Raw genomic sequence first — 13,277 nt, 5'->3', positions numbered from 1 at the left:
CTTTTATGATAAACCCTGTAGCTAGGTAGAGGGTCAAGAGTTTTATGAAAGAAACAAAAAAGCCTGATAAAAATCAGGCTTTTGGGGATAGTGATTTTGACCTTGCGCTACTCGTAGCGATTACGCTCTTCCGGCAAGTCTGAAGAATACTCAACAAACTCCACTTCAAAGTTATTCGGATCGCGAAAATACACATTACGGCGATGGCGACTTTGGGCTCCTTCATGGTGAATCTGAAAGCCTGCATTTAACATACGAGTGATTAAGCCGTCTAAATCAGCCGTAATGTAAGCAAAATGCGCCATACCTACTTGATTTCCTTCGAGCGGCCGATTCTCCCCATACCCTTGATCGTTAAACGTGAGGTATTGGTCATCATCGCCAAAATGTAACCAATGCCGCTCTACCCCATACCAAGTTTGCTTACCTTCTCCTCTCACTTGCCAATGAGGAAAAGCAGCCTGATAAAAAGCTAAGGTTTGCTGCATGTCATTTACCACTAAGTTCAGATGTTCTAATTGCATCATGTTCTCCTTTGCGCTTTTAGCGCTAATTAAAGCTATTTATTGTTTCTGTACTTATCAGCCTAAAACCTCAACTTAAGTTGAGGTAAAGAGATTTTTTGCCTAATCTTTAAAATTTGTAGGAGGTAGCTATGCAAGATCGACCTAAACAGGCCTTGTCTGTTGGTTTTGTGGCTAGACGCTGTGGCATTAAGGTGTCTACGCTGCACTTTTACGAAACTAAAGGTTTAATTAACAGTTGGCGTAATCACGGTAATCAGCGGCGCTATCATCCCGATGTACTGCGGCGAGTATCGGTCATTAAGGCTGCTCAAAAAATGGGGATAAGTTTGGCAGAGATAAAAGCAGCTTTTGCCAAACTACCCAATCAACGAACCCCTAATAAAACCGACTGGGAAGCGCTCTCGCAGCAATGGCGCGAGATACTAAATCAACGTATCAAACAGTTGGAGAATTTACGCGACTCCCTCACTGGCTGCATCGGATGTGGTTGTTTATCCATGAAAAGCTGCCCGCTTTATAACCCCGATGACCAGCTCGCCAGCGAAGGACAAGGACCAGTTATTTTAAACCGCAATAACCAGTCCTCATAAAAAAGTCATCTTTTTCCCGCATACTTGAGAACTATTTACTGCCTTAAAGCGTTCTATTGTTGATAACAAAGGAGTGTCTATGTTTAGTTTTCTAAAACCTAACCCACTTAAGCGCAAGCGCCAAAAGTACGATGCATTGTTGGAGTCTGCAATGCTGGCTCAGCGGCGTGGCGACATTATGACTTACTCGATGTTAAGTGCCGATGCTGACGAACTATGGAAAGAAATAGAGCAACTTGAATCACAGCAAAAATAATTAACAAAAACCACAGCAACAGCTTCGCAAGTTGCTGATATAAAAGTTATTTTCTTCTATACAGTTGAGTCATTTCGCTAAGCCGTCCATACTGGTTAAAAATCAAGCAAACATAAACAACTAGTCAAATGGCCGACAGAAACACCGTTCCACCTCAGTTTAAGACAAAATACATTAAGCTCGGAACCGTTGTGGCAATGGTGTCTATATTCAGCTTGGCAATTTTGGCGATTGTCTTTACCGCGCTTGAAAACATTGAACAAGAAGTAGAACACAAGGTTAAAGAGTCGCTGCAAACGGTACTACGAGCAACTCAAGAAGCCCATCATATCTGGATTCAACATCGGCTTTTGGAATTGAGCAATGCTGCTCAGTCAGAATCTGTAGTGCGTTCTGCTAGCATAATTAGTCAGCCAGACAGCCCCTCAATCATGCGCGCCAACGCAGAAGCCAGCATTAAGCGAAGCTTTGGACTGATGATGGAGACCTATCAAGATAAAGCTTATTGGTTGAGTGACTTAAACGGGCAAGTGCTCTATTCCAATAGGTCTATTGACATCCACCAAACTCACCCCTTGTTTGAATTTAAAACCGGCAAAATGGAGCAAGTACTCACCGGCGAAACCTTGTTTATTACCGGCTTGCCACAACAAACTAAGCACAGTAACAACATGTACTTTAGTGCCCCGGTATTTAATGCAGATAAGCAGTTACAAGCGGTACTTATTGTGAGTGTTAACCAAAGTGACCATTTCAGTCGAATTACTCAATTGGGTCGAATTTGGGATTCTGGTGAAACGTACGCTTTTGATCGCAATGGCCTAATGCTTTCGGCTAGTCGCTTTAATGAACAGCTGCATCGCTTAGGCTTGCTTGAGCCAGGACAAGATGCCATCAACAATTTGCATATCAGTGACCCCAGCTCAGCCAACAACGAGAACAGTAAAACCCTCACCTTGATGGCCCAAAGCGCCATCCAAGGAATTACCAGTTACGACCTAAAGGGCTATCCCGACTATCGGGGGATACAGGTAGTGGGAGCCTGGACATGGCAACCCACTTATGATTTTGGTTTAACCACCGAGATAGACAAAGCCGAAGCTTTTCAAATTTATTATCGAACCCGCAACATCGTGCTGCTGGGTATCATCAGCTCTTTGCTAGTAGCGGTGAGCTTATTTTTATTACTCTACTTTAGCCAACGCAACGCCAAACAAGACTTGCGCCAAGCAAGAATGGTACTAGAAGATCGAGTAAAAGAGCGCACAGCAGATTTAGAAGCCTCGCAACAAGAACTACGCACCGCCTATCGCGAGCTAGAAAAACTGGCAGTTACCGACAGCCTTACCGGCATTCCTAACCGCCGCTGTGCTGATGAGTTTCTTGAACAAGAATGGCGACGCGCCCAGCGTGGTGGCTACCCCATTACTATTATGCTTATCGACATTGACCACTTTAAACAATACAACGACCACTATGGCCACCCAGCTGGCGACGTATGTTTAGAGAAAGTGGCTCAAACCTTAATTGCTACGGGTATTTGTAAACGACCAGGTGATCTTATCGCTCGCTACGGCGGTGAGGAGTTTATTGCGATTTTGAGCAATAGTGATTTCGACTATGCGGAATTCTCTGCCAAGCGACTAGTAAAGGCCATTAACAAGGCCGAAATTCCACACCAGTTTAGTTTGGTAGAAAAGCAAAATCACATCACTATTAGTGTGGGCGTATCCATTGCCGAAAGTGCTGATATAGGTTTAACAGAGATTATAGATTTGGCCGATAAAGCCCTCTACTTGAGCAAGCAAAACGGCCGCAATACCTTTCGTTTTCAACTGCCACCAGCTGACTCATCCACATTGCACATCGATTCAAGCTCAAAGGTAGATTGATAAGGCTCTAGTTGGTAAGGGTAAAAGTGAAAAACAGTCACTTAAGCTTATACTCCAGCTAAAGTCGTAGTTTTTGCTTACCAAGTGGTCAACTATCACTATTTAAGCGCTTGGCGTAACGGTCAATTTAAGCTTTTGTTTCGTTCTATTTGCCCTCCATACCAACATTTCTCAGTTAAAAACGGCGCATTCTTCACACTTTTGCTGTAAAATGCGCGCCTCAAACCTAAGTTGTTTATTTTTCGGGCAACTTGTACCGCTAGCGCATGTAACTGCTAATGAGGATAAAACCCCAATGGAAAACGCTCGACCGATTCGACGTGCACTGATTAGTGTTTCAGATAAAACAGGCATTATCGAATTCTCACGATCTTTAGCCCAACAAGGTGTAGAGATCTTATCTACTGGTGGCACCGCAAAATTACTGGCCGAAAACGGCATCGAAGTTATTGAAGTATCTAACTACACTGGCTTCCCAGAAATGATGGATGGACGTGTTAAAACTTTACATCCAAAAGTACACGGTGGCATTTTAGGTCGACGCGGTACCGATGATGAAGTGATGAACAACCACGGCATTAATGCTATCGATATGGTTGTTGTTAACCTTTATCCTTTTGCAGCAACAGTAGCCAACCCAGATTGTAGCCTTGAAGATGCAGTAGAAAACATCGACATCGGTGGCCCAACTATGGTGCGTAGTGCGGCTAAAAACCACAAAGACGTAACCATTGTGGTTAATGCATCAGACTACGATCGCGTACTCGCCGAAATGGCAGCCAACGATAAGTCGCTAACTCACGCTACTCGCTTTGATTTAGCCATTGCAGCATTTGAACATACTGCAGCTTACGACGGCATGATCGCCAACTACTTTGGCACTATGGTACCTAGCTACGGCGATAACAAAGAAGGCGACGAAGACAGCAAGTTCCCACGTACCTTCAACAGCCAGTTCATTAAAAAGCAAGACATGCGCTATGGCGAAAACAGCCACCAAGCAGCAGCTTTTTATGTTGAAAACAACATTGAAGAAGCTTCAGTATCTACTGCCACTCAACTTCAAGGTAAAGCCTTGTCGTTTAACAACATTGCCGATACTGATGCAGCACTAGAATGTGTGAAAGAATTCGACGAGCCTTGCTGTGTAATCGTAAAACACGCAAACCCTTGTGGCGTAGCGCTAGGTGGCGATATTCAAGAAGCTTACGAGCGCGCATACAAAACCGACCCAACTTCTGCCTTTGGCGGCATTATTGCCTTTAACCGCGAGTTAGATGCCGATACTGCTGAAGCCATTGTGTCTCGCCAGTTTGTAGAAGTAATCATTGCCCCTAAAATTTCTGAAGCCGCTGCACAAATTGTTGCTGCTAAGAAAAACGTACGTTTATTAGAGTGTGGCGAATGGTCAACTAAAACCACCGGTTTGCAGCTTAAGCGTGTAAACGGCGGTTTATTGGTTCAAGATCGCGACCAAGGCATGGTAACTCAAGACGAACTAAGTGTTGTGAGCAAGCGCCAGCCTAGCGAAGAAGAGTTGCGTGATGCACTATTCTGCTGGAAGGTAGCCAAGTATGTTAAGTCTAACGCCATTGTTTACGCAAAAGGCAACATGACTATTGGCGTGGGCGCGGGCCAAATGAGCCGCGTATATAGCGCTAAAATTGCTGGCATTAAAGCCGCCGACGAGAAGCTAGAAGTAGCAGGCAGCGTAATGGCATCGGATGCATTCTTCCCATTCCGCGATGGTATCGACGCAGCAGCCGAAGCTGGCATCACTTGTGTGATTCAGCCTGGTGGCTCAATGCGTGATGACGAAGTGATTGCAGCAGCCGATGAACATGGCATGGCCATGGTGTTCACTGGCATGCGCCACTTCTACCACTAAAAAACCACAGCCAGCCTCGCGCTGGCTGTTTTGTATTTCGGCTTGGTAAGCCAAGCCCCGTTTACTCAGTATTGGATAGACAAACATGAACGTACTTGTGATTGGCGGCGGTGGCCGCGAACATGCTCTAGCATGGAAGGCTGCGCAATCTCCTTTAGTTGAAAAAGTATTTGTTGCCCCAGGTAACGCCGGTTCTGCACTAGAGCCTAAGCTAGAAAACGTAGCCATTGGCGTAGAAGACATTGCTGCTTTACTTAGCTTTGCTCAGCAAAACCAGGTTGAACTCACCATTGTTGGCCCAGAAGCGCCATTGGTTATTGGTGTGGTTGATGCCTTTAGAGCCGCAGGCCTTAAAATCTTTGGCCCTACTGAAAAAGCTGCTCAACTAGAAGGCTCTAAGTCATTCACTAAAGACTTTTTAGCCCGTCACGACATTCCGACTGGTTACTACCAAACCTTTACTGAGGTTGCCCCAGCGATTGCCTACGTAAAAGAGCAAGGCGCACCTATTGTGGTTAAAGCCGATGGTTTAGCTGCAGGTAAAGGCGTAATTGTAGCCATGACCGAAGCCGAGGCAATTGCCGCTATTGAAGATATGCTTGCCGATAACGCCTTTGGCGAAGCCGGTTCTCGCGTAGTGATCGAAGAGTTCTTAGATGGCGAAGAAGCTAGCTTTATCGTAATGGTAGATGGCAGCAACGTATTGGCCATGGCCACCAGCCAAGACCACAAACGTGTTGGCGATGGCGATAGCGGCTTAAACACTGGCGGCATGGGTGCTTACTCGCCAGCTCCAGTGGTTACCCCAGAAATCCACCAGCGCATAATGGATGAAGTGATCATGCCTACGGTTAAAGGCATGGCCGCTGAAGACAATGAGTACACTGGCTTCCTATATGCTGGATTGATGATTATGGCCGACGGTTCGCCAAAAATCATCGAATACAACTGCCGCTTTGGCGACCCAGAAACCCAACCAATTATGATGCGTATGCAGTCTGACATTGTTGAACTGTGTTTAGCTGCTGTTGACCGTAAATTGGATACTAAAACTGCCGAGTTTGATCCTCGCGCAGCAATGGGCGTAGTGCTAGCTGCTGCTGGCTACCCTGGCTCTTACCCTAAAGGTGACGTAATCACATTGCCAAGCCTTAGCGAAGAAACCAATAGCGCTAAAGTGTTCCATGCAGGTACTAGCGAAAAAGACGGCAACATTGTAACTAACGGCGGCCGCGTATTGTGTGCTACCGCTCTAGGTAACAACGTTACCGAAGCCCAAGCAAATGCGTATGCGCTAGTGAAAAAAGTATCTTGGGATGGCATGTTCCACCGTAACGATATTGGTTACCGCGCAATCGCCCGCGAAAAAAGCTAAGTAAACCAAGCCGCTTGGCAACAAGCGATATATCAAGCCACTGTAAATAAAATTTGCAGTGGCTTTTTTTGTTTTATATCCCCCAGGCAGTTCTTTATCTCAATTATCAAACAGCGATGCTATTATTCACTTGTCGGTATTAACTAGAGATATTTATGGAACAGCATAATTGGCTAGAAGATATATTAGCCTTGCTTATTGGCACTACCATGGTGGCCTTAGGCGTATTCTTTTTTAAAGAAACCCAGCTTCTTACTGGCGGTACCGCCGGTTTAGCCTTACTTGCCAGCCAATTTATGAATTTGTCTTTTGGGCAAATGTTCCTGCTCATAAACCTGCCCTTTTTTGTACTAGGCTTTGCCAAAATGGGGGCAGCCTTTACTTTTAGAACCGTAGCTTGTGTACTTTTAGTGTCGGTGTTTACCGATTACATGCATCTAGTCATCGACATCGCCCAACTCAATAGGATTTATGCGGCACTGAGTGGTGGATTTTTAATCGGCACTGGCATGCTTATTCTAATTCGCCATAAAGGTAGTTTGGGCGGTGTGAACATCTTGGCCCTTTATCTACAAAAGCGTTTTGCGATTCGTGCTGGACATGTGCAAATGGGCTTAGATGTGGTGATAGTAACCGCCTCTTACTTCTTAGTGCCACTTAGTGTGTTAATGTGGTCTATTGCTGGTGCATTTGCCTTAAACATAGTAATTGCACTTAATCACAAAAGTGGTCGCTATCAAGGGTTGTCTTAATCTTTCGCTATGTTTAATCAATCACTCGAAGCGTTTTTTCTCCAGCACGACCAATTACTCCAAAGCTACCAGCAATACTGGCAGTTCAGCCCTTTTCAGCAACACAGTTTACCTTGGCAAAACCACGCGCTAGTGGACCAAGTAAAAAACTTAAACACAACGCAAATTCAACAACTTGAACAATCCCCAGAACAAGCGGTTGAGTTGTTTGCTAAGTACTTCCCCGAGCTAAAGCCATGTTTAGCACTATGGCAACCCCAAGCGGCAAAAAACGCCGATTTGGAGACCCCTTTTTGGTTTACAAATGGAATAAAGGGGCGAAAGGCAGCACAAATTCAAGCCTTTAGCGAACAGCTACAAGGTGAAAACTTACCAATACTGGAGTGGTGCGCCGGCAAAGGGCATTTAGGGCGTTTAATTAGCTTTCACCATCAATTGCCAATAACCAGTTTAGAGTGGCAAGCAAGTTTGTGTGACAGCGGCCAGCAACAAGCTAATCAACTTAAACTGCCGCAACAGTTTCATCACTGCGATGTACTTGAGCCAAGCGCCCAACAGCACCTCAAAAGTAATCAACATGCGGTAGCCTTGCATGCCTGTGGGGAGTTACATCTGCAGCTACTGCGCTTAGCCGCAAATCATAAACCACAAAAACTTAGTATTTGCCCCTGTTGTTATCATTTAATCAACAGCTCTCACTACCAGCCTTTATCAAAGCTGGCTAAGCAAAGTGCGCTTACCTTAAGCAAAACAGATTTGCGATTGGCGGTGGCTCAATCAGTCACCTCTGGGCAGCGAGTACAAACTCTACGTCAGCGCGAAATACACTGGCGACTCAGTTATCAAAGCTTACGCGAAGAGCTCACTAACACCGAACACTACCAAGCGCTGCCTTCTGTTGGTAAGCAGTGGTTCAGTCAAGATGCCCAGTTTGCAGACTTTGCGCGGTGGGCTTGTCAACAACATCAAATAGGCTTTCCCGATACTTTTGATCAACAGCTTTACCTGGAAAAAGGCCAACAACGCCACTTGTTAGTAAGGCAACTCGAGTTAGTACAACTGCTATTTCGTCCTATTATGGAGCGTTGGCTATTGTTAGACCGTTGTTTATTTCTTCAACAACAGGGCTATCAAGTTGGATTAATGGAACTTTTTCCCTTTAAAACCAGTCCACGTAATGTATTAATACAGGCGCAGCTCAGCTAACTCTGGTTTACACTTTTAATTGCTACACTCGCGGCTTGATAATTATTGTCGCTTGTTCAAACTTTGGAGACGCTATGTCACGCCGTTTAATTTTGGTTTTGTTATGTTTCTGTTTCAGTGCCGCTGCGACAGAACAAGAAAATCAATATGAAGAACTCTACGATCAAAAGCTTTCTGACATAGAAGAAACCACAACAGAGATTAGCCATCAGCAAGTAGAAGTAGACTCGAACTTAACAGAGCCAAACACAGAAGATGATTCAGTTGAAGCTGAAGCAGGCAGCGGTAGCGAACCGCAAGCAGAACTGGCTTTACCCGAACCACCTAAGCCAATCATTCCTATCGTAGCTGGTAAAACAGACCAAGCCAGCGCCAGCCAAACTACCGAAGAACCGCCACAGGAAGAAACTTGGGGGCCACTGTCTTTACTCAATACCGAGCTTAGTCCAAACAGTAGCGCCACCCTAGACTGGTACTCTGGCCACCTGCCAGGCGGCTTTGAGCTAGCCACCCCAGTGGTAGTTATACACGGTAAAGAGCCTGGTCCACGCGTTTGTATCACTGCGGCGGTACACGGTGATGAAGTAAACGGCGTAGAAATAGCGCGCCGGGTGGTTAAGCAGCTGGAACCTGAGCAACTAAAAGGTACGGTTATCTCTGTGCCAGTGGTAAATATTGATGGTCTGTTTCGCAAAGATCGCTATATGTCTGATCGTCGTGACCTAAACCGTGCATTCCCAGGTAGCCCAAACAGCTCAACCGCTTCGCGAGTCGCCTACAGCCTTTTCAATAGCATTATTCGACACTGCGACAGCTTGGTTGATTTGCATTCAGGATCGATGTTTCGCGAAAACCTCACTCAGCTTCGCGCAGATTTAACCATTCCAGAAGTCTCTGAGTTAGCCAACCAATTTGGTGCCATTCCGGTGCTACAAAGCATTGCCCCTTCGGGCAGCTTGCGCGGTGCAGCTACCGCAGCTGGCATTCCTACGGTAGTGATGGAAGTAGGTGGCCCCTACACTGTGGACGAGAAGCAAGTAGATACAGGAGTTAAAGCGGTGCAGAGTTATTTAAGCTCTGTGAACATGTTGCCACGCTCGTTCTTTTGGTCTTCACCGCAGCCGGTGTTTTATGCCTCGCAATGGTTACGAGCCCGTGATGGCGGCATCCTGTTAAACAGGGTCGAGTTGGGTGCTAGAGTTAACAAAGGCCAACTACTCGGCACTATCTCCAACCCCATTACTGATGATGTAGAAGAGGTCTTCTCGCCCTTTAATGCAGTGGTGATCGGCCGTGCTCAGAACCAGGTGGTGAGTGCTGGTTTTGCCATCTTCAACCTAGGTGAGCGTCGGACCATTGAAGACCTAGAACAAGAAGGCGAGCAGATTAAGAAACAAGTGGCCGCGCAAAATGCTGAACAATTAGGCATGGCTGAAGGCCAGGCAGAACAGCCTGCGATAGATAGCGAGCAGCAAATCGAGCAAACGCCAGCAGCAACTGAAGCCGCTGGACCGGAAACGACCACCGAGCCAAGTCAAAACAGCGCAAACCAAGAAGCAAGCGTTGAAGAGCCTGCAGCCACAAGCGAAGCGGCTCCAGCAGAGCCAGCAACAGCTGTTCAGCCGGCTACAGACCCCGCGCCTGTTCTCGAACCCATTCCGGAAGAGCGCATGCCGCAACCCGAAGATGAGGATGGATAATGAGCCAACAGCAACGCTGCCCATGGTGCGGGGATGACCCCTTCTATCAGCAATATCATGACCAAGTTTGGGGTCGTCCGGTCTACGACGCTAAGGACTTATTCGCCAAACTTTGCTTAGACGGGCAGCAAGCGGGCTTATCCTGGATTACCATCCTGCGTAAGCAGCAGACTTACTATCAAGCCTACGCGGATTTTGAGCCTAGCGAGATCGCTACGTTTGACCAAGCTAAAGTTGAAGAACTACTGCAAAACCCCGGCATTATTCGCAACAAGCTCAAGGTTAACTCAGTGATCCGCAACGCTAAGAGCTACTTGGCGATGCAAGAACAAGGCATCGACTTTAGTGAGTACCTGTGGAGTTTTGTTGGCGGGAAACCCATTCAGAATAGCTGGACCAGCATGGCCGACATCCCCACAGAAACTGCCGAATCACAAGCGATGTCGAAGGCGCTAAAAAAAGCGGGATTTAATTTTGTCGGCCCCACTATTTGTTATGCATTTATGCAAGCAGTCGGCATGGTGAATGATCACCTCGTTGATTGCCATGTATACCAAGATTGCCATGAGCTAGGCCGTTGATAATAACGGCCAACATAACAACTAAGCCATGGGAGCAGAGCATAATCACTACTAGAGATAGCGTTAACAGCCCCTAGGCGCTGCGATTCATCTTGTTTAAGCCACGAGCCCAGTTGAGTATCGGCTTTTCCAACAAGTAGAAACTTAAAGCGGCAATAGTCCAAGACAAACACACTACCAATGCCCCAATTTGCAAACCAAAGGCGATATCCTCCATGCCCATATAATGGTATTCCGGCACCCATAAAATACGAATTGTCTCCATAATCAAATAGTGCCAAAGGTAAATACCAAAAGATAAGGTTGCGATGTGGGAGAACAAGCGATTATCTAACAACCTACTGCAGTAACGGCTAAAATGCGCAGCCAGCAAAGCGACCGCACACAACATCGAAAACAATGGGGCCAAATACGCTTGGCCAAGGCTTTGGCTAGGCGCCCCAGGAACCAAATAATTTAAGCTCATCCAAGTAGCCAAACCAAAGGCACCGAGAAAAGCCAGATCAAAATAATAATGCCTCAACTGCTGTTGCTTTTCGTACCAAGCAATACCCGCAGCAGCGATAACACCACACAAAAACTGCCCCATAAAACTGGCAACATTCCAGTAAGGCAGCCACTGTTTTGCTCCGCCAATAATTCCGTACTGCCAACCTTTACCTTCTTGGTCGGTCATAAAAAGTAGAACAATTAAGTAATGCAATAACTGCATTACGATTAGCAACGCAACTCCCCAGGCTATTGCCACTTTCAGGCTTGCTGTTTTACGCCGCCACAGCGGCATTAATAAAAGCGGCAGCAATAAGTAACAACTCACCTCTAAACCTATTGACCATAACGGACCGTTTATATCGCTCGGGAAAAAACTAATGTAGTGATAAGGCGCAATGAAGCTTAAGCCAGCTAATAGACGTGGCAAGGCATAATCTTGAGGCGCAATTAGCATGTTTAATAAAACGCTAACAAGCAGCACCAAGTAATACGCAGGAATGATGCGAGCGGCTCTTCGTTTTACGTATTCTTTAATGCGTGGCAGAGTTTGAGCAGAAAAATGCGCTTGCCAAAATGGGTAAGCTAGCAAAGCCCCAGATAACACAAAAAATAAACTCACACCCAACTCACCAGCATGCAAGCCCTTAACTAACCAGTGATGAGAATCTAAGCGTTGTGCTAAGTGATGCGCAAGTACCGCTAAACAAGCTAGGGCTCTCATCCCATCGAAACCACGTAAGCTATGCATGTTCCCCCCGCTCAATTTGCTCGACTCATAACAGTGATAGCGTGCTGTTTACCCGTTAATTCAGCCCATAACTCGTTTCCTTTAAACCAATATCGAGTTTGGTAGTCAGTATCGCGATAAGACACTTCACCCTGTTTAAAATCAGCAATAAAGTGCCGAGGCTTGTCGTCTATACCCAAAGCAGCGTTGGCGACATGTTGCAGTACCACTTCAATCTGCTGCGCGTTAGGCTGGTGTTTAAAATCAATGGTAAATTCCACCACACCACTCCAACTGCCTTGCCACTTTCCTAAAAAGGCACTGGCATCCTGGCTTACCCGATCTTGCTCTACAACTTTAGGCCGGTCATTAAGCCACCACCGATATAAAGGCAATGCCAAGCTCATAACAAGACTAAGCAAGCATAAACGTCTTAAGTACGACCATGGGATAGTTTGTGTTGATTTCAACATAGGCTCGCCTCCTAGGTGTAGTTTTCCACAACTAGGTCAAGCTAAGCAGCCGGATTACTGGTTTTGCGAGCAAACAATATAATTTTTCTTAAATCGAAGAAAAATTCGTACCGCCATGAAAAAAAACTGTTTCGAATTGAGGCTTTTAAAGAGTATCTCGAGTTGGATAGCTAATCGGGATCTACGTTGTAACGTTCAAGTAATTAGTTGTGGGAAGATTCAAATCTAGTTGTTGATTGAAAAATACTACTAGGGATTGTATTTGCTTCCTCAGGGAGGTTGAGGAGAGCCGGTTCGCCTGATCGGCGATTACATCATTCTTACTGTAAAACTATTTCTATTTAACTATTTCGGTTTAGCGTTGTTCTGAAATTAACGGCTTAATTCAGCAATGCGTTGTTCTTCAGTTTTTTTGTTTTGTAGGTAGCTTAGTGCAACCCAACCCATAAAATCCATCATAATCATTCTCTCTATATTAGTGTTAAATTTAGCGGCTACGTTCTTGAAGTTTTTGTTCTTCAGTTTTGTTGTATCCAAAGTAGTTAAGGGCTACTAATCCAAATAAATCGTACATAATTTGTTTCCTATTGTTACTTGTTTAACTAGCGGCTACGTTGAGCTACTGTTTGTTCGTTGTTAACGTTTTTAGCGCGAAGAGCGTAATATAATCCGAATAATTCCATAATATGTTCACCTTTATGTTTAAGTTGATTCTGAAAGAAAATAACCTCTGGCAAATTTTTTTTGTTACTAACTTTCTCTTACGGTTTTAATTTTATGCGACACAACGCACATTTAGTATTATGAAATTTAATTTT

The 13,277-nt window shown here is 45.4% G+C and carries 12 protein-coding genes; 9 read left to right on the top strand and 3 right to left on the bottom strand.

The features are described from left to right. Positions 1 to 107 precede the first annotated feature (107 nt). Positions 108 to 527, bottom strand: coding sequence for a VOC family protein (locus OAG1_RS02345; protein WP_338623614.1), 420 nt, complete (start codon positions 525 to 527; stop codon positions 108 to 110). A gap of 128 nt (positions 528 to 655) precedes the next feature. Here OAG1_RS02345 and soxR point away from each other — a divergent pair, with 128 nt between their 5' ends. The 9 genes from soxR to OAG1_RS02300 all read left to right on the top strand — a co-directional run bounded on the left by soxR (position 656) and on the right by OAG1_RS02300 (position 10,767). Beyond that, positions 656 to 1,117, top strand: a complete 462-nt coding sequence (soxR, locus tag OAG1_RS02340; protein ID WP_152785749.1) for a redox-sensitive transcriptional activator SoxR — start codon at positions 656 to 658, stop codon at positions 1,115 to 1,117. Positions 1,118 to 1,196: 79 nt separating this feature from the next. Beyond that, positions 1,197 to 1,373 (top strand): DUF6435 family protein, encoded by a 177-nt coding sequence (locus OAG1_RS02335; RefSeq protein ID WP_016402081.1) that lies wholly within the window; start codon positions 1,197 to 1,199, stop codon positions 1,371 to 1,373. 128 nt (positions 1,374 to 1,501) lie between these two features. After that, a complete protein-coding gene (locus OAG1_RS02330) occupies positions 1,502 to 3,265 on the top strand; it encodes a diguanylate cyclase (protein ID WP_338623608.1) in 1,764 nt (587 codons plus the stop codon). Between the two features lie 295 nt (positions 3,266 to 3,560). Next, a complete protein-coding gene (purH, locus tag OAG1_RS02325) occupies positions 3,561 to 5,153 on the top strand; it encodes a bifunctional phosphoribosylaminoimidazolecarboxamide formyltransferase/IMP cyclohydrolase (RefSeq protein WP_338623606.1) in 1,593 nt (530 codons plus the stop codon). Positions 5,154 to 5,238: 85 nt separating this feature from the next. Next, positions 5,239 to 6,528, top strand: a complete 1,290-nt coding sequence (gene purD, locus OAG1_RS02320; RefSeq protein WP_338623604.1) for a phosphoribosylamine--glycine ligase — start codon at positions 5,239 to 5,241, stop codon at positions 6,526 to 6,528. Positions 6,529 to 6,683: 155 nt separating this feature from the next. Further along, on the top strand, positions 6,684 to 7,280 hold the full coding sequence (locus OAG1_RS02315; protein WP_338623602.1) for a YitT family protein: 597 nt from the start codon (positions 6,684 to 6,686) through the stop codon (positions 7,278 to 7,280). A 9-nt stretch (positions 7,281 to 7,289) separates the two neighbouring features. Then, complete coding sequence (locus tag OAG1_RS02310) at positions 7,290 to 8,486, top strand: methyltransferase (protein WP_338623600.1); 1,197 nt, start codon at positions 7,290 to 7,292, stop codon at positions 8,484 to 8,486. Positions 8,487 to 8,560: 74 nt separating this feature from the next. Next, complete coding sequence (locus OAG1_RS02305) at positions 8,561 to 10,186, top strand: succinylglutamate desuccinylase/aspartoacylase family protein (RefSeq protein WP_338623598.1); 1,626 nt, start codon at positions 8,561 to 8,563, stop codon at positions 10,184 to 10,186. Next, positions 10,186 to 10,767, top strand: coding sequence for a DNA-3-methyladenine glycosylase I (locus tag OAG1_RS02300; protein WP_338623596.1), 582 nt, complete (start codon positions 10,186 to 10,188; stop codon positions 10,765 to 10,767). Before OAG1_RS02305 ends, OAG1_RS02300 begins: the two co-directional genes overlap by 1 nt. A gap of 73 nt (positions 10,768 to 10,840) precedes the next feature. On the opposite strand, the gene OAG1_RS02295 is transcribed toward OAG1_RS02300, so the two are convergent. After that, positions 10,841 to 12,007, bottom strand: coding sequence for an acyltransferase (locus OAG1_RS02295; protein WP_338623594.1), 1,167 nt, complete (start codon positions 12,005 to 12,007; stop codon positions 10,841 to 10,843). Between the two features lie 11 nt (positions 12,008 to 12,018). Next, positions 12,019 to 12,459 carry a hypothetical protein gene (locus OAG1_RS02290; RefSeq protein ID WP_338623591.1) on the bottom strand — a complete coding sequence of 147 codons (441 nt, stop codon included), beginning with the start codon at positions 12,457 to 12,459 and terminating at the stop codon, positions 12,019 to 12,021. Positions 12,460 to 13,277 lie beyond the last annotated feature (818 nt).

The organism is Agarivorans sp. OAG1 (genome assembly GCF_037076485.1).
Lineage (GTDB): Bacteria > Pseudomonadota > Gammaproteobacteria > Enterobacterales > Celerinatantimonadaceae > Agarivorans > Agarivorans albus.
The sequence above is the reverse complement of the archived record's forward strand: the minus strand, read 5'-3'. Positions and strand labels throughout refer to the sequence as shown.